This window comes from Hydrogenophilus islandicus (assembly GCF_054657095.1).
On sequence record NZ_BAAHXE010000011.1, the window covers coordinates 1 to 19,144 of the forward strand.

The 19,144-nt window shown below is 65.2% G+C and carries 19 protein-coding genes and 1 pseudogene; 11 read left to right on the plus strand and 9 right to left on the minus strand.

All coding sequences use genetic code 11. The features are described from left to right. Nucleotides 1–168, plus strand: a pseudogene (locus tag ACYQ6T_RS05045) (AAA family ATPase); the annotation flags it as partial. Nucleotides 169–354: 186 nt separating this feature from the next. Here the strand turns inward: ACYQ6T_RS05045 and ACYQ6T_RS05050 are convergent. Together ACYQ6T_RS05050 and ACYQ6T_RS05055 are read right to left on the minus strand one after the other, a co-directional pair. Next, the gene (locus ACYQ6T_RS05050; protein WP_459828454.1) at nucleotides 355–687 is read right to left on the minus strand and encodes a type II toxin-antitoxin system PemK/MazF family toxin; all 333 of its coding nucleotides are present in this window, start codon (nucleotides 685–687) and stop codon (nucleotides 355–357) included. Beyond that, nucleotides 687–944 (minus strand): AbrB/MazE/SpoVT family DNA-binding domain-containing protein, encoded by a 258-nt coding sequence (locus ACYQ6T_RS05055; RefSeq protein WP_459828456.1) that lies wholly within the window; start codon nucleotides 942–944, stop codon nucleotides 687–689. The genes ACYQ6T_RS05050 and ACYQ6T_RS05055 overlap by 1 nt, the downstream gene beginning before the upstream one ends. A 96-nt stretch (nucleotides 945–1,040) precedes the next feature. Here ACYQ6T_RS05055 and ACYQ6T_RS05060 point away from each other — a divergent pair, with 96 nt between their 5' ends. Continuing rightward, nucleotides 1,041–1,901 carry a ferritin-like domain-containing protein gene (locus tag ACYQ6T_RS05060; RefSeq protein WP_459828458.1) on the plus strand — a complete coding sequence of 287 codons (861 nt, stop codon included), beginning with the start codon at nucleotides 1,041–1,043 and terminating at the stop codon, nucleotides 1,899–1,901. Here ACYQ6T_RS05060 and ACYQ6T_RS05065 read toward each other — a convergent pair. Beyond that, complete coding sequence (locus tag ACYQ6T_RS05065; protein WP_459828460.1) at nucleotides 1,880–2,491, minus strand: c-type cytochrome; 612 nt, start codon at nucleotides 2,489–2,491, stop codon at nucleotides 1,880–1,882. The genes ACYQ6T_RS05060 and ACYQ6T_RS05065 overlap by 22 nt on opposite strands. 50 nt (nucleotides 2,492–2,541) lie before the next feature. Between ACYQ6T_RS05065 and yihA the strand changes: the two genes are divergently transcribed. After that, nucleotides 2,542–3,204, plus strand: a complete 663-nt coding sequence (yihA, locus tag ACYQ6T_RS05070; RefSeq protein ID WP_459828462.1) for a ribosome biogenesis GTP-binding protein YihA/YsxC — start codon at nucleotides 2,542–2,544, stop codon at nucleotides 3,202–3,204. A gap of 145 nt (nucleotides 3,205–3,349) precedes the next feature. On the opposite strand, the gene ACYQ6T_RS05075 is transcribed toward yihA, so the two are convergent. Further along, entirely contained in the window at nucleotides 3,350–4,729 is a 1,380-nt protein-coding gene (locus ACYQ6T_RS05075; RefSeq protein WP_459828464.1) for an FAD-binding oxidoreductase, read from the minus strand. A 118-nt stretch (nucleotides 4,730–4,847) separates the two neighbouring features. Here ACYQ6T_RS05075 and hemB point away from each other — a divergent pair, with 118 nt between their 5' ends. Beyond that, nucleotides 4,848–5,867 (plus strand): porphobilinogen synthase, encoded by a 1,020-nt coding sequence (hemB, locus tag ACYQ6T_RS05080; RefSeq protein ID WP_459828466.1) that lies wholly within the window; start codon nucleotides 4,848–4,850, stop codon nucleotides 5,865–5,867. On the opposite strand, the gene ACYQ6T_RS05085 is transcribed toward hemB, so the two are convergent. Both ACYQ6T_RS05085 and ACYQ6T_RS05090 read right to left on the minus strand, forming a co-directional pair. Further along, nucleotides 5,818–6,525, minus strand: coding sequence for a pyrimidine 5'-nucleotidase (locus tag ACYQ6T_RS05085; protein ID WP_459828468.1), 708 nt, complete (start codon nucleotides 6,523–6,525; stop codon nucleotides 5,818–5,820). The two genes, hemB and ACYQ6T_RS05085, sit on opposite strands and share 50 nt — an antisense overlap. Further along, nucleotides 6,522–7,370, minus strand: coding sequence for a hypothetical protein (locus ACYQ6T_RS05090; protein ID WP_459828470.1), 849 nt, complete (start codon nucleotides 7,368–7,370; stop codon nucleotides 6,522–6,524). The genes ACYQ6T_RS05085 and ACYQ6T_RS05090 overlap by 4 nt, the downstream gene beginning before the upstream one ends. Before the next feature lie 44 nt (nucleotides 7,371–7,414). Between ACYQ6T_RS05090 and tldD the strand changes: the two genes are divergently transcribed. The 5 genes from tldD (at nucleotide 7,415) to ubiM (ending at nucleotide 13,419) form a co-directional block, all read left to right on the plus strand. Continuing rightward, nucleotides 7,415–8,896: a metalloprotease TldD gene (gene tldD, locus ACYQ6T_RS05095; RefSeq protein ID WP_459828472.1), complete on the plus strand. Its 1,482-nt coding sequence runs from the start codon at nucleotides 7,415–7,417 to the stop codon at nucleotides 8,894–8,896. A gap of 51 nt (nucleotides 8,897–8,947) precedes the next feature. After that, on the plus strand, nucleotides 8,948–10,159 hold the full coding sequence (locus tag ACYQ6T_RS05100; protein ID WP_459828474.1) for an MFS transporter: 1,212 nt from the start codon (nucleotides 8,948–8,950) through the stop codon (nucleotides 10,157–10,159). 72 nt (nucleotides 10,160–10,231) lie between these two features. After that, complete coding sequence (locus ACYQ6T_RS05105) at nucleotides 10,232–11,581, plus strand: OmpP1/FadL family transporter (protein ID WP_459828476.1); 1,350 nt, start codon at nucleotides 10,232–10,234, stop codon at nucleotides 11,579–11,581. A 24-nt stretch (nucleotides 11,582–11,605) separates the two neighbouring features. Continuing rightward, nucleotides 11,606–12,187: a Tll0287-like domain-containing protein gene (locus ACYQ6T_RS05110; protein ID WP_459828478.1), complete on the plus strand. Its 582-nt coding sequence runs from the start codon at nucleotides 11,606–11,608 to the stop codon at nucleotides 12,185–12,187. Nucleotides 12,188–12,243: 56 nt separating this feature from the next. Further along, the gene (ubiM, locus tag ACYQ6T_RS05115) at nucleotides 12,244–13,419 is read left to right on the plus strand and encodes a 5-demethoxyubiquinol-8 5-hydroxylase UbiM (RefSeq protein WP_459828480.1); all 1,176 of its coding nucleotides are present in this window, start codon (nucleotides 12,244–12,246) and stop codon (nucleotides 13,417–13,419) included. 2 nt (nucleotides 13,420–13,421) lie between these two features. On the opposite strand, the gene ACYQ6T_RS05120 is transcribed toward ubiM, so the two are convergent. Both ACYQ6T_RS05120 and ACYQ6T_RS05125 read right to left on the minus strand, forming a co-directional pair. Further along, nucleotides 13,422–14,018 (minus strand): transglycosylase SLT domain-containing protein, encoded by a 597-nt coding sequence (locus ACYQ6T_RS05120; RefSeq protein WP_459828482.1) that lies wholly within the window; start codon nucleotides 14,016–14,018, stop codon nucleotides 13,422–13,424. Between the two features lie 57 nt (nucleotides 14,019–14,075). Beyond that, entirely contained in the window at nucleotides 14,076–15,800 is a 1,725-nt protein-coding gene (locus ACYQ6T_RS05125) for a proline--tRNA ligase (RefSeq protein ID WP_459828484.1), read from the minus strand. A 121-nt stretch (nucleotides 15,801–15,921) separates the two neighbouring features. Here ACYQ6T_RS05125 and ACYQ6T_RS05130 point away from each other — a divergent pair, with 121 nt between their 5' ends. Together ACYQ6T_RS05130 and ACYQ6T_RS05135 are read left to right on the plus strand one after the other, a co-directional pair. Beyond that, a complete protein-coding gene (locus tag ACYQ6T_RS05130; RefSeq protein ID WP_459828486.1) occupies nucleotides 15,922–17,343 on the plus strand; it encodes a bifunctional enoyl-CoA hydratase/phosphate acetyltransferase in 1,422 nt (473 codons plus the stop codon). Between the two features lie 28 nt (nucleotides 17,344–17,371). After that, the gene (locus ACYQ6T_RS05135) at nucleotides 17,372–18,613 is read left to right on the plus strand and encodes an acetate/propionate family kinase (RefSeq protein WP_459828491.1); all 1,242 of its coding nucleotides are present in this window, start codon (nucleotides 17,372–17,374) and stop codon (nucleotides 18,611–18,613) included. Nucleotides 18,614–18,646: 33 nt separating this feature from the next. Here ACYQ6T_RS05135 and ACYQ6T_RS05140 read toward each other — a convergent pair whose 3' ends face one another. Next, on the minus strand, nucleotides 18,647–19,120 hold the full coding sequence (locus tag ACYQ6T_RS05140) for a hypothetical protein (protein WP_459828493.1): 474 nt from the start codon (nucleotides 19,118–19,120) through the stop codon (nucleotides 18,647–18,649). Nucleotides 19,121–19,144: the final 24 nt, after the last annotated feature.

Consider the following 19,144-nt stretch of genomic DNA (forward strand, 5'->3'; position numbering starts at 1 on the left):
CGCCAATCGGGCAAAACGACCCTGGCACGGGCGCTTTTTGCCGACCGCGACTACGTGAGTCTCGAGGATTTGTCCGAGCGGGAGTTCGCGTTGCGCGATCCGCGGGGGTTTCTCGCGCGCTTCAAGGATGGTGCGATCATCGACGAGGTGCAGCGCTGCCCCCAACTTTGATCAAAGAGCGCTTCCATCGCGGGCAGCCGATGGATCTCTACTACCGGCGACAATCGATTATGGTGGGGACGATAGCTATGTGCGTCAAGGCGTCCAGGTCGTCAGTTGGCGCGACATCGGTGGCGAGTGATGGGGCACGCTCCTTTTTTTCCGAGGTCCTGTCTCCAGGACCCAAGCTATCCGTTACGCCAAGATCGTCGCCAATTTGGCCAACACCTCTTCGATGATCGCTGGCGGCACACTTTCCACTTTCCGTCCGTGACGGGCGGCGATATCGAGTGCCCGCGGTTGATCGCAGCGAATAATTCCCGTTGTTTGGGTCCCAGCCCCCATGAGTGAAACAGCGAAACCTGCTGTACGCGCGAAGTTTCCCCCCGTGGTGATTGGCACGACGATGGGTGTTTGGGTTACACGGTTGAATGCCCCAGGCGAGACGATCAGGACCGGGCGGAATCCCTTTTGCTCGTTTCCAACCGTGGGATCGAGCGAGACAAGATAGATGTCACCCCGTTCCATCAAAGAAGCTCACTGCCAACAGGTGGAGAGGCGAGCCACTCCCTCTCCTCTGGCGATTGGTCAGTCAAGCGGTCGCATTGTGCGAGAAGTTCGTCGAGGGTGTAGCGGGGCTGGGGCTGCGGTACCACGACCAGGCGCCCTTGATCGACGGTGAGTTCCACCTTATGGCCCGCTTTCAGGTTAAGCATCTCAAGGAGAACCGGGGGGACGACCATCATCACGGAGCCGCCGACTTTGCGAAGGTGGGTGGTATACATAGGGCCCTCGTAGGTTATACTCCGGTAAAACATTATACCGACCTGTTTCGGTCTTCAGCAACCCCCCTGGAGTGTGCAGCGAGGAGGGTAGGTAACTTGACGGCAGAGAATGGCGCTCCCCCACGCGAATCGGTACATGAAGCAGCCTATGCGGTACTCCTGACCCCCTCACCGGAGACGAAGTGCGCCGGCGCTCAGTCGCTTTGGGAGGGGTGGCAGGCAGGGCGGTATCGGTGCGAACCGACGCGGCCACTCGCGCCCCCGCTCACTGCCCCGCGGCAGCCGCAGCGCCCCGTGTTGTTGCCGCCGGCGCAGATGCCGAAACGGAAGGTGGGGACGCGCGAGGGGCACGCCGCGCTCCTTCATGCGGTGGCGCACATCGAATTCAACGCGATCAACCTCGCGCTCGATTGTGTTTGGCGTTTTCCGGCGATGCCTGAGGCTTTTTACGCCGATTGGCTGCGCATTGCTGCTGAGGAGGCGGCCCATTTCCTCCTGGTCTGCGAGCGCCTCCGTGCCTTGGGGTACGCCTACGGCGATTTTCCCGCCCACAATGGGCTGTGGGAGATGGCGGTGAAAACGATGTCCGACCCTTTGGCGCGGATGGCGCTGGTGCCGCGGGTCTTGGAGGCGCGGGGGTTGGACGCCACGCCGGTGATTCAGGAGAAGCTCCGCCAGATTGGCGATCATGCGTCGATCGCGGTGCTGGAGACGATTCTTCGCGATGAGGTGGGGCACGTCGCAACAGGCGACCGCTGGTTTCGCTGGTTGTGTCGCGAACGGGGGCTAGCGCCAGAAGCCACCTATCTGGCTCTGGTTGAGGCATTTGACGCGCCGCTTCCCCATCCCCCTGTCAACTGGAGGGATCGGGAGCGGGCCGGTTTTGCGCGCGCAGAGGTTGCGGCGCTCCTTGCGCGCCGCGCCGCTCGTCGCGGTCAGCGCAGCCCGGCGATATAGTCGGCAACCGCCGCCATCTCGGCGTCGGTCATCGCATTCGCGGTGGTGCGCATCATCCCTTCGGGGTCGTTCGCCCGCTGCTGTTCCCGAAATGCCTTGAGCTGGCTTGCGGTGTACTGCGGGTGTTGCCCTTTGAGCATCGGGAATTGCACCGGGATGCCGCTTCCCGACGGGCCGTGGCACGCTGCACAGGCGGGAACACCTTTGCTTGCGATCCCCGCGCGCCAGATCTTCTGCCCCAGCGCGAGCGTTGCGGCGTTGGTCGCCGCGTTTTCAGCTGGCTTCTGCTGGCTGTAGTATTCGGCGAGCGCCTTCATCTCCTCTTTGGTGAGGGTCGCGACCATGCCGTTCATGATCGCGTTTTCGCGCTTCGGCGGTTCCCCTTCCCAGCTTTTGAATTCGACCAGTTGCTTGTAGAGGTATTCGGCATGTTGCCCGGCCAGTTTCGGGTATTCGGCCACGGCGCTGTTGCCGTCGGTTCCGTGGCAGGCGGCGCAGATCGTGGTGACAATCTCCTGCACGCGGGCCGGTTCCACAGCGTGGGCCGCGCCAGCAAGGAGTAAGGAGCTAGCGATGACGAGAGGTTTCATGGCGGTTCCCCAAGACGAAGCAACGCAAAGCTGATATTCTAACGGAAGTGATGAGCAACAAGGAAGCCAAGAGTTTGATGGAGAGCAAAAAGTATAGCGGTTTTTTCCGCGGCACGGCGTTTGTCACCTCGATCGCGAAGCCTGGAGGGTTGCCGGCGGCAGCGGGGCCAGAGGTGGCGTTCGTCGGACGCTCCAACGCTGGGAAGTCGAGCGCGATCAATACGCTCACCGGCCACCGCCGTTTGGCTTATGTCTCGCGCACCCCCGGGCGGACGCAGCTCTTGAACCTCTTTCGCACCCCTGCGGGCTGTTATCTGGTCGATCTGCCAGGGTTTGGGTTTGCCAAAGCACCCGAGGCGATTCGCCGCGAGTGGGCCGGGCTGATCGAGCACTATCTGATGACGCGCGAAGCGTTGATCGGCTTGATCCACGTGATGGATCTCCGCCACCCGTTGACTGCGCTCGATTGGCAGCTCCTGGAGTGGTTTGCACCGCGCGGGTTGCCTGTCCATATTCTGCTCAACAAAGCCGATAAGCTCTCGCGCGGGAGCGCCGCAGCGACCCGCGCTGCGGTCGCGCGGGAGGTGGCCCAGCGCGGGTGGCGGGTGAGCGTGCAGCTCTTTTCGGCGCTCAAAGGGCAGGGGATCGAAGAGGTCGAGACGGTGGTGGGAACGTGGTTCGACGCGGCGAGTCGTCCGCCAGATGCAGGGTAAAAAAAGACGCCCAGGACGGGTGTCCCGGGCGTTCAATCCCGCTCAGGGAGGAGGGCGGGAGGAGGAGGGAGGATGAAAATCATGGCTGCCGTTGCATGCTGCCGAGCGATTGGAGTAAGACGCGTGCGAAAAGTTCCCGACTTCGTTACTCAAAAATTTTTCCCGGATTGAGGATGCCGAGCGGGTCGAACGCGCTTTTGACCGCCCGCATCATCGCGACTGCGGCGTCACCAGCTTCTTGGCGGAGGAACCCCTTTTTCCCCATCCCGATGCCGTGCTCTCCCGTCGAAGTCCCTTCGAGCGCGAGCGCCGCTGCGACGATCGCTTCGTTGAGCTGCTCGGCGCGGGACACTTCCGCGGGATCGGTCGGATCGACCAGGATGAGGCTGTGGAAGTTCCCGTCGCCGACGTGTCCCAGGATCGGGGCGGTGAGGCCAGAGGCGTCGATCAGCTGGCGCGCCTCGGTCACCGCCTCCGCCAGCCGCGCGATGGGAACGCAGACGTCGGTGGTGATCCCGCGGCACCCTGGGCGAAGCGCGAGACAGGCGAAGTAGGCTTTGTGGCGCGCGTCCCACAGGCGGGTCCGCTCCTCAGGGCGGTTCGCCCAGATGAAGGGGCCGCCGCCGTGGTCGTCGGCGAGCGCTTTGACCGCTTCGATCTGTTCGGCCACGCCGCGCTCCGAGCCGTGGAACTCGAAAAAGAGCGTGGGGGTTTCGGGGTAGTCGGTGTGGCTGTAGCGGTTGATCGCCGCGACGGCGCGTTCGTCGAGAAATTCGACGCGGGCAAGTGGAATCCCCATTTGGCTCGCGCCGATCACCGTCTCGACTGCCGCGGTGATCGTCGGAAAGGGGCAGACCGCGGCGGCGATCGCCTCGGGAAGGGGATGGAGCCGCACCGTGATCGCGGTGAAGAGCGCGAGCGTCCCTTCGGAGCCGACGAGGAGCCGGGTGAGGTCGTAACCGGCGCTCGATTTGCGCGCTTTCGTGCCGGTGTGCATCAGGGTGCCGTCGGCGAGCACCGCGTCGATCGCAAGGACATTTTCGCGCATCGTGCCGTAACGCACGGCGTTGGTGCCTGAAGCGCGCGTGGCGGTCATGCCGCCGATCGTCGCGTCTGCTCCGGGGTCGATCGGAAAGAAGAGGCCGCTCCCTTTGAGCGCGGCGTTGAGCTGGGTGCGGGTGACGCCCGGTTCAACGGTCGCGAGCATGTTCTCCGGCTCAATCGCGACAATCCGGTTCATCTGGGTGAAGTCGACCGCGATGCCGCCGTAGGGGGCAAGGACGTGCCCCTCGAGCGAACTCCCTGCGGCAAAGGGGATCAACGGGATGCGGTGGGCGGAAGCGGCGCGCGCCACCGCCTGAACCTCGTCGGTGGTGGTGACGAAGGCGACCGCCTGCGGCGGGGCGTCGGGGAAGTGGGACTCGTCGTGCCCGTGTTGGGCGCAAATCGCGGGATTTTGCGTAAAGCGCTCGCCCAAGCGGGCGGTGAGTTCGGCAACGAGCGCCGGAGGAAGGGGTGTGGTCATGGGAGGCTCCTTGCTGAGCGACGGTGGCGCAATGATAGCGCGCGAGGGGTTCGGTCGCGTTGGGAAAGTTCGCCGCCCATTTATAATTGATCCAGCGAAACGACGACGAGGAGCAGCGATGGTCTTTCCAGTAGGAACCTTTCCGGCGGTTCGGATGCGGCGGATGCGGCGCGACGACTTCTCCCGGCGACTGATGCGCGAGCACCAGGTGACCGTCGACGACCTCATCTGGCCCGTTTTTGTCCTTGAAGGGGAGAGACGGAGCGAACCGGTGGCGTCGATGCCAGGGGTGGAGCGCGTGACCCTCGACCGCCTGTTGCCCCTTGCCGAGGAGGCGGCGAAGCTCGGTATTCCCGCGATCGCTCTCTTTCCGGTGGTGCCGCCCGAGAAGAAGAGTTGGGAGGCCGAGGAGGCGTGGAACCCTGAGGGGCTCGTGCCGCGGGTGGTCTCGGCGCTCAAACGCGCGGTGCCGGAGCTGGGTGTGATCACCGACGTCGCGCTCGATCCCTACACGGCGCACGGTCAGGATGGGCTGATCGCCCGGGACGACCCGCGCGGCTATGTCTTGAACGACGAGACGGTCGCGGCGCTCGTCAAGCAGGCGGTGTGCCACGCGCAAGCGGGGGCCGACGTGGTTGCTCCTTCCGACATGATGGATGGCCGGATCGGGGCGATTCGCCAGGCGCTCGACGCGGCGGGGCAGACCCAGGTGCGGATCCTCTCCTACGCGGCGAAATATGCGTCGAGCTTCTACGGGCCGTTTCGCGACGCGGTCGGTTCGGCGGCGAATCTGGGCAAGGGGAACAAGTTCACCTACCAGATGGATCCGGCGAACTCCGACGAGGCGCTCCGCGAGGTGGCGCTCGACCTCCACGAGGGGGCCGATATGGTGATGGTCAAACCAGGGATGCCCTACCTCGACATCGTGCGGCGCGTCAAGGAGACCTTTGGCGTCCCGACGTTTGCCTACCAGGTGAGCGGCGAATACGCGATGCTCACCGCTGCCGCCCAAAACGGCTGGCTCGATCGCCGTGCCTGTGTGCTCGAGTCGCTCGTCGCGTTCAAACGCGCCGGGGCCGACGCAGTGCTCACCTACTTTGCCCTCGAGGTTGCGCGTTGGTTGAGTAGCGGAGCGTGAGCTCGGCGCGCTCCTCGCGCAAGCGGTGGGTGAGGACGCGCGGCAGCTCAGTGACGGTGGCGATCTTCCAGTCGACATAGGGGGGCTTGCCGCGGCTTTGGCTCACCCAGACGGTGGTCATCCCGAGTTGCTTTGCGGGCGCCAAGTTTTCGGCGCTATCTTCGACCAGCAGGCAGCGGGAAGGATTGGCGCGCAGGCTTCTGAGGATCGTCGCGTAGGCGCGCCGCCGCGGTTTCGGGTGGTAGGCGAGATCTTCGATCGCAAAAAGCCGGTCGAAATAGGGGCGGATGCCAAGCAGCGTGACGACCGCCTCGGCGTACGCGCGCGGGCCGTTGGTGAAGAGCACCTTGCGTCCGGGGAGTTTCGCGAGCGTCGCTTTGAGCCGCTCCGGCGCGCGGATGTGGGCAGCGAGGTTGTCGAAGCGGTGGGTTTCGCGCAGGAAGTGGTGGGGGTCGATCCGGTGGTGGCGGATCAGCCCCACGAGCGTCGCCCCGTAGGCGCGCCAGTAGCGGACGCGCAGGGCGTTGGCTTCCGCTTCCGAAAGCGCCAGGTATCGCATCAGGTATTCGGTCATCTGCCGGTTGAGGTGGGGGAAGATCGACGCGCTCGCGTGGTGGAGCGTGTTGTCGAGGTCGAATATCCAGATCGGGGTCGTCATCGCCGTTGCGGGTGCCAGTGGATCGGTTGCGGAGTGGCGCTTGCGCGCGCTGACGCGGCGGGTTGCTGCGCGGGACGCCACGCGTGGCCAAAGACCAGTTCCACCGAAAGGGTAAAGGGGTAGGAGAGGGTGGTGAGCACCGCTTGCGCTTCCCCGAGCCACGCGCCCCAATCGGCAGCAAGCGCTTCGGCCGACGCGTAATGCACGGTGAGCATCTGCATGTCCATCACCGGTTCGGCAAAGCGCAACCGCAGGAGCAGGTCGCCCAGGTCGTGCATGTCGGGAAAAGGGGGCCAGGTGTCGGGAATCGCGCGCAACCCTTCACGGTGCAGCGCCGCGCGGAGCTCTTTGAGGGTGTCGGGCCCAAGCGTCGCGAAAAAGAGGGGCGCGTTCGCAGCGAGGAGCTGCTGCCACGCGGTGAGGAGCGCTTCCGGCCTTGCGGCGCGAAAGAGGAGCAGGTTTGCGAGCAGAAGGTCGACACTTCCGGGGGACTCGGGTAGTAGAGCCGGGTCGGCAACGGGCGTCGCGGCGCTCTTGGGGGCGCGACGGAGCCTTCGCCACCACCGGGCAAACACCCCGTCGCGCGGGCGCTCCTCAAGCTGGCCGTGCTGTGACTGCGAGGGTCCCGCGAACGTATAGGCGCAGCGCGCGGCGTCGGGGTAGCGTTGGGCAAGCGCGCTGAGCCACTCGGGCGCGTCGCCCAACCAGACGATCCGCTGTGGGGTGTGGCGGAGAAACTCCACTTTGGCACTCAGCCGGTCGCCCGCCTCCTCTTCGAGCCAAGGCGGCAGGGGAAGCGGCAAGTAGGAGTTCTTTGGCGGGAAGTTGTTAGAATCGGTGACCATCGGGTAATGATAGCACTCAAGTCGTACAGCCGACGGGGAATGGGATGAGCGAGGCGAACGATAGGCAAACAAGCAGAAGTCTGACGGACACGCGGTGGGAAGAGGCCTACCGCCACCTCTGGTTGCCGCTCGGCTGGGGGGAAGCGGAGGTGGCGCGCATTTTCGCCGAAATGGCGACCCACGCGATCGATGACGCCGACCTCTATTTTCAATACCGCCACGCCGAATCGTGGTCGCTTGAGGAAGGAATCGTCAAAGCGGGGAGTTTCTCGATCGACGCCGGGGTGGGGGTACGGGCGATCCACGGCGAAAAGCAGGCGCTCGCCTACACCGACGTGCTCGATCCCGCTGCGGTCTTCGAGGCGGCGAAGAGCGTCCGGGTGATCGCCGCCGCGGGGCAAGCGGGGGTCTATCCGGTGACGCTGACGCGCCAGCCGCCGCCGCGCGCGCTCTATTCGTCCGAAGATCCGATCGGGGGGCTCGACGCGACGCAGAAGGTGGCGCTCCTGCAGCAGTTGGAGGCGAAAGCGCGCGCGCGGGATCGGCGGCTCGACCAGGTGATCGCGCAGCTCGTTGCGGTGTGGGAGGCGGTGATCATCGCCCGGCTCGACGGGACGCTCGCTTGGGACATCCGCCCGCTCGTCCGCCTGTCGCTCACGGTGATTGCCCACGAGAACGGCCGCCGCGAGGTCGGTTCCGCGGGGATCGGCGGGCGGTATGGTCTGGAGCGGTTCGATGATGCGGTACTTGATCGCTTGGCCGAGCAGGCGGTCCATCAGTCCGCGGTGAACCTCGAAGCGCGTCCGGCTCCAGCGGGGGTGATGCCAGTGGTGCTCGGCTGCGGCTGGCCCGGCGTGCTCTTACATGAGGCGGTGGGGCACGGCTTGGAGGGCGATTTCAACCGCAAGGGGGTCTCGGCCTACAGCGGCCGGCTCGGCGAGCAAGTGGCGGCGAAGGGGGTGACGGTCGTCGACCACGGAGCGCTCCCCGAGTGCCGCGGGTCGCTCACGATCGACGACGAGGGGACGCCGACCGGCGAGACGGTGTTGATCGAAGACGGGGTGCTCGTGGGGTACCTCCACGATCGGCTGAATGCCCGCCTGATGGGGATGAGACCCACCGGCAACGGGCGGCGCGAGTCTTACGCCCACTTGACGCTGCCGCGCATGACCAACACCTACCTGCGCCCCGGGCCGTACACGCGTGACGAGGTGATCGCCAGCCTCGAGCGCGGGATCTACGCGGTGCAGTTCGGCGGTGGCCAGGTCGACATCACCTCGGGGAAATTTGTCTTTGAGATGAGCGAGGCCTACTGGGTCGAGAAGGGCAAGATCCAGTACCCGGTGAAGGGGGCGACGCTGATCGGCGACGGCCCTGAGGTGATGCGCCAGGTGACGATGGTTGCGAACGACTGGGCGCTCGACCCCGGCATCGGCACCTGCGGCAAAGAGGGGCAGAGTGTACCGGTCGGGGTCGGGCAATCGACGCTGAGGATCGACGCAATCACCGTCGGGGGGCAGGGTTAGCGTTGTCTTTGCACGTGCAGCGGTGGCGGCACGACACTTGAGGAGCAGAGAATGGGCCGAGCGCCACTACCCGGGGTTTCCCGCAACGCCCTCCCGACCGGCGTCTGGGCGTTGGGGATGGTGTCGCTCCTCATGGATCTCTCCTCCGAGATGATCCATGCGCTCTTGCCAGTCTTTCTCGTTGCGGTCTTGGGGGCGTCGACCCTCGCCGTGGGAGTGATCGAAGGGGTGGCGGAGGCGACGGCGTCGTTTGCCAAGCTCTTCTCCGGGGTGATCTCGGACCGGATCAAGCGGCGCAAACCGCTGATCTTGTTGGGCTATGGCCTTGCCGCTCTCACCAAACCTCTTTTTCCGCTCGCGACAACGCCCACGATGGTGTTGCTCGCCCGTTTCCTCGATCGCATCGGCAAGGGGATTCGAGGCGCGCCGCGCGATGCCCTCATTGCCGATCTCACCGAATCGGAGCAGCGTGGTGCCGCTTACGGCCTGCGCCAGGCGCTCGATACGGTCGGAGCGTTCTTGGCACCGCTCGTCGCGATCGGGTTGATGGCGGCCAGTGGCGACGACATCCGCTTGGTCTTCTGGGTGGCTGCGTTGCCGGCGCTCCTCTGCGTCGTGGTGATTGCGGTGGGTGTGAAGGAGGGTGAAGCGAAGCGCCATTCTCCTGTGGCCCAGCAACCGCTCCTCTCCGTCTCTGCGTTGGCGGTGCTTGGCCGCCCCTTTTGGTGGGTGGTCGGGGTGGCGACGCTCGTCACATTGGCCCGTTTTTCTGAGGCGTTTCTGGTGTTGCGTGCTGAATCGCTCGGTTTGGCGGTGACTTGGATGCCTGCGGTGTTGCTGGTGATGAACGCGGTCTATGCACTGGCGGCCTATCCGCTCGGTCGCTGGTCCGACAATGGCCGACGCCAGACGCTCCTCCTCATCGGGTGCGCCGCTCTGATTGCGGCCGATCTGGTGTTGGCCTTCGCTTCCAGTTGGGGGGTGGCGCTCTTTGGGGTGGTGTTGTGGGGGGTGCATATGGCGGCAACCCAGGGGCTCTTTGCCGCGATGGTGGCCGATGGGGCACCTTCGTCGCTCCGCGGCAGTGCGTTTGGCCTCTTCTACCTGGTCACGGGGGTGGCGCAGCTGCTTGCCAGTGTCGCCGCCGGGGCGCTGTGGAGCGCTTTCGGGCCGGCGGCTCCTTTCGAGCTGGGGGCACTGCTCGCTGCTCTTGCGCTCGTTATCTCCTATTTGGGTTATCGTGACCTCTTACCAAAGCGGTAGCCGTTGCGCTTGACGATCCGCGCAGTGGGGAAATAGAATAAAGGCTCATAATATCCGGTGGAGGAGCAGTTGATGAAAAACCGATCGTGGCAGAAGTGGGGGGTCGTCTTCGCAGCGCTGACGCCGCTTACAGCGGCAGCGACCAACGGGATGAACATGGAGGCGTTCGGTGCCCGGGCGGGCGGCTTGGGTGGCGCGTCGATGGCGTACGATTCGGGTAACTCGAATGTGATGAACAACCCGGCAGCGTTCGGCCTGCGCAAAGATGGCACCGTCTTCGGGATGGGCATTACCCGCTTGGGGCCGGATGTGGCGTCCCATATCGACGCGATGGGGATGACGGCGCAATCGGGCGGGGATTCCTACTGGATGCCGTCGCTCTCCCTCATCCGCACCGATCGCGGCTGGAGCTACGGTTTTGCCGTGATTGCCCAAGGGGGGATGGGGACCGAGTACGACGCCGCTTCGTTCCTCTCGTTGAGTGGGCTCCCAGTGCGCAGTGAAGTGGGCTTTGCGCGCGCGATGTTCCCGCTCGCCAAGCGGATCAATGACCAGCTCTCTATTGCCGCGCAGGTCGATTTCGTCTGGGCGGGGCTCGATATGCAGATGGATATGAGCGCGGCACAGATGGGGGCGGGGATGAGCGCGGGGACGCTGCGCGCCAGCGGCTCAATGACCCCGATGCTGGGGATGATGCCGGCGAACGGCTACGCCCGCTTCGATATGAGTGACAAGAGCGACTGGAAGCAGCAGACTCGGGGTCACGGCTGGGCCTACAAGCTCGGGGTCCTCTACCAGTTTTCGCCGCAGTGGTCGGTGGGGGCGACGTTCCACAGCAAGACCCGAGTTTCCGATTTTACCGGCAACGGCCTTCTGGGGATGGGGACGGTCCTTTCTGCGCCGACGATGACGATTCCCGGCCGCTACACCATCCGCAATTTCGAGTGGCCGACGACCTGGGCGGTGGGGGTCGCTTACCAACCGACCGAGCAGTGGCAGTTGGTTGCTGACGTGAAACGGTTGCGCTGGTCCGATACGATGGATGTCTTCACGGTCCAGTTCGCGTCGGCGATGGGGGATCTCACCGTCCAGATGGATCAGAAGTGGCGTGACCAGACCGTTTATATGGTCGGCGCCGAGTACCGCCCGACGCCGGGGCTCGCGTTCAGGGCCGGGTTCAATTACGGTAAGAACCCGATCAAGGCGCAATACCTCAACCCGCTCTTCCCTGCGACGGTCGAAAAGCACTTCACGCTCGGGGTCGGGGTGCAGGTGACCAAGCAGGACAACGTCGGGGCAGCGGTGGCGATCGCGCCGCAGGTGACTCAAACGATTCCTGGCGTACCCGCGTTGGGACTCCCCGATGTGCGGATCACCCACTCGCAATTCACTCTGCGGATGAACTGGGCGCACCGCTTCTGATCGGGTTGTGCAGAGGAGTCTATGATGTCGATTCGGTCGATTGCAGCACTCTGTGTCGGTGGGGTATTGACGCTCTCCGCTCACGCGGCGGATGACCTCACGCCTTATCTCGATGAGAGTCGGGCGGCGACGAAAGCGCTCGTCACCCAGCTTGGCGGCGAACTCAAGAAGGCGCTCGAGGCAGGGGGGCCGACGAACGCGGTCGCAATCTGTCGCGATCTCGCGCCCAAGATTGCGTCGGACATTTCAGTACAGTACGGCTGGCAGGTGCGTCGGGTGTCGCTCAAAACCCGCAACCCGATGATCGGAACGCCCGACGCGTGGGAGCAGAAGGTCCTGCAGGAGTTCGACCGCCGCGTCGCTGCCGGTGAGAAGGCTGAGGCGCTTGAGCACGCCGAGATCGTGACCGAACCGGCGGGGCGCTACTTCCGCTATGTGAAGGCGCTGCCGGTCGGCACCCTCTGCCTCAATTGTCACGGTGACGAGAAGAGTGTCGGCTCGGAGACCGCGCAAGCGCTCGCCGCGCGCTATCCTCACGACCGCGCCCGCGGTTACCACGAAGGGGAGGTGCGCGGGGCGGTCTCGATCAAGCGCCGGATGGATTGAGATCTCTCCGCGTGCGCTACAATTCTGTCACGCCTTGGCGCTTGCAAGGGGGTGTGATGGAACGGTTCGATGTCGCGGTGGTGGGGGCGGGCCCAGCCGGTTTGGCGTTGGCGTTGGCGCTCGCGGGGTCGGGGCTCGCGGTCGCCCTGTTCGATCAGCAACGGGAAGAGGAGCTCGCCGACCCGCAGCCCGACGGGCGGGAGATCGCTCTCACCCACGCTTCGCGCCAGACGCTCGAGCGGCTCGGGGCGTGGCACCATATCCCCGCGGACGAAGTTTCGCCGCTCAAGGATGCGCAGGTCTTTGACGGACCGTCGCTCTTGGCGCTCCGGTTTCGCGCCCGCGACGCCGGCTGTGACGCAATCGGGCAGCTGGTGCCGAACCACTGGATCCGTCGCGCCCTCTTTGCAGAAGTAGTGGACCAGCAGGCGGCGCGCCTCTTTCCCGCGACCCGCGTCGTGGGGGTAACCCGGACCCATGAAGCGGCCTACCTCACGTTGGCGGATGGCCGCGTCGTTGCCGCCGAGCTTGTCGTCGCCGCCGATACCCGTTTCTCCCGCATCCGTTCGCAGCTTGGGATTGGGGCAAGTTCGCTCGACTTTCACCGCACGATGATGTTGGTGCGCATGACCCACGACGCCCCGCACGGTCACGTCGCGTGGGAGTGGTTCGGTTATCGCGGCCAGACGCTGGCGCTCCTGCCGCTCAACCACAACGTGAGCGGCATCGTCGTCACGATGGCGCCCGAGGAGATCGCGCGCCTCATGGGGTTGAGTGACAAGGAGCTCGCCGCTGAGCTCACGCGGCGGTTTGACGGGCGGCTCGGGCGGATGGAGGTGGTGAGCCGACGCTACGCCTATCCGCTTGTTGCGGTCTATGCCCACGATTTCGTCGCGCGGCGGGCGGCGCTCGTCGGCGACGCTGCGGTGGGGATGCACCCCGTGACGGCGCACGGCTTCAATTTCGGGCTCGCCGGCGCGGTGCGGCTTGCTGAAACGCTCAAAGCGGCGCGCGCCGACGGGGTACCGATCCATTCACCCCATTACCTCGCCCGCTACGAGCGGAGCCACCGCCGTGCGACGTGGCCCCTCTATCAGGCGACCAATCTCGTCGCGACCCTCTACACCCGCGACGCGCTTCCCGCGAAGGTCGCGCGTCGGGCGGCGCTCGTCGCCGCCGAGTGGCTCACGCCGTTCAAGCGGGCGGTGTTGCGCGAGGTGGTTGCGCACTGACGCTACCGGTACCTCCCCCACGCCGCGAAGACGAGGTTAGGGTAGGTGGGGTCGCCCAAGCTTCCGTTGTAGCGGCCCAGGGCGCGAAAGAGGTCGCCCCGTTCGATCTCGAGGTAGTGGCGCAGGATCACCGTGCCGTAGCGGAGGTTCGTCCGCAGATGAAAGAGGTTGTGGCCGGGGGCGCCGATGAGCTCGACCCAGAAGGGCATCACCTGCATGAAGCCGCGCGCGCCCGCTTCCGAGACGGCGTATTTGCGAAAGTGGCTCTCGACGTGGATCACCGCGAGCACGAGCTCCGGGTCAAGTCCGGCGCGTGCCGCTTCATACCAGACGGTAAAAAGGAGCGCCGAGCGCTCTTCGTCGTCGGGGAGATAAGGGGCAACGCGCGGCGCTTGCTTTGCGACCCATTGGGCGCTTGCGGGGAAGCGCTCGCGGAGAACGCTGATGGCTGGCGGATCGTCGGCGCGGGTGGCGGCGGCGAGCGCTTCACGTACCGCGTCGGCAAGCGGCTCATACTGCTGCGCGCCCGCCCAGAGCGGCGCCGCGTGGCAGGCGACCGCTAAGCCCAGCGCAACGGTAAAAAGCCGTCCGCTACGCATGCGGCCGATTCATCGCGCGAAGTGACCACCAGAGCCGCTGAACCGCGCATCGGGCGCTCAGTTCCCCCCTTTGGCGGCACCGATCGCCGCAACCACCTGGGTAAGCGCTTCGGAAGCAGGAAGAACGGTGTTTTCAGTGGCGCGGCGGTGGCGGATCTCCAGCGTCCCGGCAGCGAGTCCGCGGTCGCTCACGACAATGCGCCACGGAATGCCGATCAGTTCCCAATCGGCAAACATTGCGCCGGGGCGTTCGTTGCGGTCGTCGAGGATCACGTCGACGCGAGCCTCTCGCAGTGCCTCATAGATCCGTTCCGCTTCCTCCGCCACCGCAGGGGACTTCGCGGCGCCGATTGGACAGACGACCGCCTCAAACGGCGCGATCGCCTCCGGCCAGATGATGCCGCGCTCGTCGTGGTTCTGTTCGATCGCGGCGCCCAGGATGCGGCTCACCCCAATCCCGTAGCACCCCATCTCCATCGCCCGTTCGGTGCCGCCCTCGTCGAGGAAGGTGCAGCGCATCGCCTCGGAGTACTTGGTGCGGAGCTGAAAGATGTGGCCCACTTCGATCCCTTTGCAGAGCGCCAAAACCCCTTTGCCGTCGGGGGAAGGGTCGCCGGCGACGACGTTCCTGAGGTCGGCGACCTCCGGTTCAGGAAAGTCGCGGCCGATATTCACCCCGGTGTAGTGGTAGCCGTCGCGATTCGCGCCGGTGACGAAGTTGGCCATCTTCGCCACGGTCCGGTCGGCGATGATCCGGCCGGTGAAGCCCACCGGCCCGAGGGAGCCTGGACCTGCGCCAAACGCGGCGCGAATCTGCGCTTCTGACGCAAAGGTGAGGGGATTTTTGATCCCGGGGATCTTCTGCGCCTTGATCTCGTTGAGTTCGTGGTCGCCGCGCAAGAGGAGCAGCACCGGTTCCCCGTTTTCGCCCTCGACCACCACCGCTTTGACGCTCTGTTCCACCGGAATACCGAGAAACGCAACCAGTTCGGCGATCGTCTTCACCCCAGGGGTGGCGACTTCGGTAAGCGGTTGCGAAGGGGCTGGGCGCTCGCCCGCGGGGGGCAGCGCTTCGGCAAGTTCCACGTTGGCGGCGTAGTCGGAGGTGGGGCAGTAGGCGATCGTGTCTTCGCCCGTTGCGGCGATCACGTGGAATTCGTGCGAGCCCGTTCCGCCGATCGAGCCGGTGTCAGCGGCAACGGCGCGAAACTCAAGCCCCAGGCGGGTGAAGATCCGCGTGTAGGTGGCGTACATGTTGCGGTACTCCCGCTCGAGATCGGCAAAGGAGGCGTGGAAGGAGTAGCCGTCCTTCATGATGAATTCGCGCGCCCGCATCACGCCGAAGCGGGGGCGGATCTCGTCGCGGAATTTGGTCTGGATCTGGTAGAAGTGTTTGGGGAGCTGTTTGTAGCTTTTGATCTCGCGCCGGGCAAAGTCGGTGATCACCTCTTCGTGGGTGGGGCCGATGACGAAGTCGCGCTCGTGGCGATCCTTGAAGCGCAGAAGCTCCGGCCCGTAGAACTCCCACCGCCCCGACTCCTGCCACAGTTCTGCCGGTTGGACCGCGGGCATGAGGAGTTCGATCGCCCCGGCCCGGTTCATCTCCTCGCGGACGATCGCTTCGACTTTGCGCAGCGACCGCAACCCGAGCGGGGTCCAGGTGTAGATTCCCGCCGCGACCTTTTTGATGAAGCCGGCGCGGATCATCAACCGCTGGCTGACGATTTCGGCATCCGCAGGATCCTCTTTGAGTGTCGCGATGAAGAAGCGACTTGCTTTCATGGCTCGATCGTCTCTCTGGGCAACTCGAAGTGGTCGAGTTTATCATGCCATTGTGCCTCTGGAGTTGCGAAAATCGTCGCGGCAAGGTACATTTGCTGCAACGCAACATTGGAGTCAGCGCATGCCATCCTGGACATCCCCGGTTTGGATCGAAAACAAGACCTTCGACGAGATCACCGTGGGCGAGCGGGCCGAATTGGCGCGCACGCTCCGCCCGGAGGATATCCACCTCTTTGCGGTGCTTTCGGGCGACCTCAACCCGACCCACATCGACCCCGAGTATGCCCGCTCGGGGCAGTTCCGCGAAATCGTCGGCCACTCGATGTGGGGGGGCGCCCTCTTTTCGGCGATTCTCGGCACCCAGTACCCTGGGCCGGGGACGGTCTATGTGCGGCAGGATCTCCGCTTTCACCGCTCGATCACGATCGGCGATACGCTCACCGCGCAGGTCACGGTGCGGGAAAAATACGCGCACAACCACCACGTTCTCTTCGATTGTGTCGCGACCAACCAGGACGGGTTGCTCGTGATCGACGGCACGGCCGAGGTGATCGCCCCGACCGAAAAGATTCGCCGTCCGCGGGTTGAACTGCCCGAGGTGACCTTCTCCGACAAGGAACTCCGCTATCAGCACCTGATGTCGCTCGTGCGCGACCTGCCGCCGGTGCGCATGGCGGTGGCCCACCCGTGCAGCGAATATGCGTTGGCCGGGGCGATCGAAGCGAAAGAGGCGGGGGTGATCGAGCCGGTGTTGGTGGGGCCGCGCGCAAAAATCGAAGCGCTCGCCGCTCAGTTATCCTGTTCGCTCGACGGCATCGAGCTCATCGACACCCCCCATTCGCACGCCTCTGCGGAAGTTGCGGTGCGTCTCTGTCGCGAGGGGCAGTGCGCGGCGTTGATGAAGGGGTCGCTCCATACCGACGAGCTGATGGCGGAGGTGGTGAGCAAAGAGCGGGGGTTGCGGACTGACCGCCGGATCTCCCACGTCTTTCTCGCCGATGTGCCCACCTACCCCCACCCGCTGATGATCACCGACGCGGCGATCAACATCGAGCCGACGCTTGAGGAGAAGCGCGACATCGTCCAGAACGCGATCGACCTTGCGCACGCGATTGGGGTGACCGAGCCGAAGGTGGCGATCCTCTCGGCGGTCGAGACGGTGAACCCGAAGATCCGCTCGACGATCGAGGCGGCGGCGCTCTGCAAGATGGCCGACCGCGGGCAGATTACCGGCGGGCTGTTGGATGGGCCATTGGCGTTCGACAACGCGGTGTCGCTCGTCGCCGCAAAGGTGAAGGGGATTCGCTCGGCGGTTGCCGGCAATGCCGATATCTTGCTGGTCCCTGACCTCGAGGCGGGCAACATGCTCGCGAAGCAGTTGGAGTACCTTGCGAACGCCCTGATGGCCGGGATCGTTCTCGGGGCGAAGGTGCCGATCGTCCTCACCAGCCGCGCCGACACACCGGAGACGCGGGTGGCAAGCTGCGCGCTTGCGCAGATTCTCGTTGCAGCGAAAGCGCGCGGCGTACCCCTGCCGTCGTAATGCGCCCAACGTCGAAGAGGAGGAGATGATGGTCATGGGGCAGGACTCAGGGCAGACGGCGATTCTTTGCCTCAACGCGGGTTCGTCGAGCGTCAAATTTGCCCTCTTCCCGGTGATCGAGGGGAGGGTGGGGCAGCGCCCGCGCTGGTGGGGCAAGATCGAAGGGATTGGCCTGGGTGAGGGCGTGTTTCACTGGCATGAGGGGGAGGCGCACCGCGCCGAGCGGTTGCCCCTCTCGGGGGAGCTCGACGCGCAGCATGAGGAGGCGCTCGCGGCGCTCCTCGCCGGGATCGAAACCCATACGGGCGGGGTCGCGCTTGCCGCGGTGGCCCACCGCGTTGTCCATGGCGGGAACGACTACGCTTCGGCGGTCGTCGTCGATGAGGCGGTGCTTGAACGCCTTGCCGCCTATGTGCCTCTTGCGCCGCTCCATCAACCCCACAACCTGCGCCCGATCCGCCTCTTGCGCGTGCGCCATCCCGAGTGGCTCCAGGTGGCCTGTTTCGACACGGCATTTCACCGCACCCAGCCGTGGCAGGCGCAGATGATGCCGCTGCCGCGCCGCTACTGGGCGGCGGGGGTGCGCCGCTACGGCTTTCATGGGCTCTCCTACGCCTTTGTCGCGTCGCGTTTGCCGGCAATCCTCGGCCCCGAGTTGGCGCGAGGGCGGGTGGTGGTGGCGCACCTCGGGAACGGCGCGTCGATGTGCGCGCTGCGTGATGGTAAAAGCGTCGCGTCGACGATGGGCTTTACCGCGCTCGACGGCCTCATGATGGGGACGCGTTGCGGCTCGATCGACGTTGGAACGATCCTCTACATGCTGCAACACGAGGGGCTCGGTGCCGGGGAGATCGAACGGATCCTCTACCGTGAATCGGGCCTGCTGGGGGTTTCGGAGCTGAGCTCCGACATGCGGACGCTCCTTGTGAGCAGCGACCCCAAAGCGCACGAGGCGGTCGAGCTCTTCTGCTACCGCGCCGGGCGTGAGCTCGGGTCGCTCGCGGCCGCCGTCGGGGGTTTGGACGCACTCGTCTTCACCGGTGGGATCGGCGAGCACGCGGCAGCGGTGCGGGCGCGAATCGCCGATCACGCGGCGTGGCTGGGGGTGGTGATCGATCGCGACGCAAATGAGCGGGCGGTGGGGAATCTCCCCAACGGCTTTTGCCGTATCGACGCGCCCGAGAGCCGGGTGGCGGTGGCGGTGGTCGCCACCAACGAGGAGGCGATGATGGCCGACGAGGCGTGGGCGTTGGCGCGACCGCGCCGCTAACGCACCCGCTGGGACGCAGCCGGTGCGCGCTCCTCAGTGTTTCATATGTTCGGCGTGTCCTTCTTGCCCATTGGTTCCAGATTTCGCCAACGGCGTGAATCGCGCCTGCTCGGCCGGTTTGCCGGGTAGGGTGATCGACACCACCACTTTCATGTCGGGCGTCGAGGCGTAGCTTCCCGAACCTTTCAGCCGGTTGTCGCCATCGGGGGCGAGGTCGATGGTGACTTTGGTTTTGCCGGAGAGAATGGTTGCCGTGCCTTTGGCGCCTGCCGTGGGCACCGGGTTTCCGGCGTGGTCGGTCACGTAGACCACCACCGGGTTCTCCTTCGCCTCCGTGCTCTCCTTGGCCACCACCAGTTCGAAATGATAGGCGCCTGCCATGCGCAGTTGGCCGCTGTGGGGCGCCTGTTGGGTATCGAGGTATTCGTCGGTATGTGCCAGGGTGCTCCCGGCAGAGAGGGCCAAGAGGCCTGCGACGGCAGCGATCAGGGTTTTGCGCAACATCATGGTTTTCTCCTTAGGTCGTTGGCA

Coding starts and splice junctions, on each gene's coding strand:
- ACYQ6T_RS05050 (WP_459828454.1), bottom strand. CDS start 687: ATGGAACGGGGTGACATCTATCTTGTCTCGCTCGATCCCACGGTTGGA.
- ACYQ6T_RS05055 (WP_459828456.1), bottom strand. CDS start 944: ATGTATACCACCCACCTTCGCAAAGTCGGCGGCTCCGTGATGATGGTC.
- ACYQ6T_RS05065 (WP_459828460.1), bottom strand. CDS start 2,491: ATGAAACCTCTCGTCATCGCTAGCTCCTTACTCCTTGCTGGCGCGGCC.
- yihA (WP_459828462.1), top strand. CDS start 2,542: ATGAGCAACAAGGAAGCCAAGAGTTTGATGGAGAGCAAAAAGTATAGC.
- ACYQ6T_RS05075 (WP_459828464.1), bottom strand. CDS start 4,729: ATGACCACACCCCTTCCTCCGGCGCTCGTTGCCGAACTCACCGCCCGC.
- hemB (WP_459828466.1), top strand. CDS start 4,848: ATGGTCTTTCCAGTAGGAACCTTTCCGGCGGTTCGGATGCGGCGGATG.
- ACYQ6T_RS05085 (WP_459828468.1), bottom strand. CDS start 6,525: ATGACGACCCCGATCTGGATATTCGACCTCGACAACACGCTCCACCAC.
- ACYQ6T_RS05090 (WP_459828470.1), bottom strand. CDS start 7,370: ATGGTCACCGATTCTAACAACTTCCCGCCAAAGAACTCCTACTTGCCG.
- tldD (WP_459828472.1), top strand. CDS start 7,415: ATGAGCGAGGCGAACGATAGGCAAACAAGCAGAAGTCTGACGGACACG.
- ACYQ6T_RS05100 (WP_459828474.1), top strand. CDS start 8,948: ATGGGCCGAGCGCCACTACCCGGGGTTTCCCGCAACGCCCTCCCGACC.
- ACYQ6T_RS05105 (WP_459828476.1), top strand. CDS start 10,232: ATGAAAAACCGATCGTGGCAGAAGTGGGGGGTCGTCTTCGCAGCGCTG.
- ACYQ6T_RS05110 (WP_459828478.1), top strand. CDS start 11,606: ATGTCGATTCGGTCGATTGCAGCACTCTGTGTCGGTGGGGTATTGACG.
- ubiM (WP_459828480.1), top strand. CDS start 12,244: ATGGAACGGTTCGATGTCGCGGTGGTGGGGGCGGGCCCAGCCGGTTTG.
- ACYQ6T_RS05120 (WP_459828482.1), bottom strand. CDS start 14,018: ATGCGTAGCGGACGGCTTTTTACCGTTGCGCTGGGCTTAGCGGTCGCC.
- ACYQ6T_RS05125 (WP_459828484.1), bottom strand. CDS start 15,800: ATGAAAGCAAGTCGCTTCTTCATCGCGACACTCAAAGAGGATCCTGCG.
- ACYQ6T_RS05130 (WP_459828486.1), top strand. CDS start 15,922: ATGCCATCCTGGACATCCCCGGTTTGGATCGAAAACAAGACCTTCGAC.
- ACYQ6T_RS05135 (WP_459828491.1), top strand. CDS start 17,372: ATGGTCATGGGGCAGGACTCAGGGCAGACGGCGATTCTTTGCCTCAAC.
- ACYQ6T_RS05140 (WP_459828493.1), bottom strand. CDS start 19,120: ATGATGTTGCGCAAAACCCTGATCGCTGCCGTCGCAGGCCTCTTGGCC.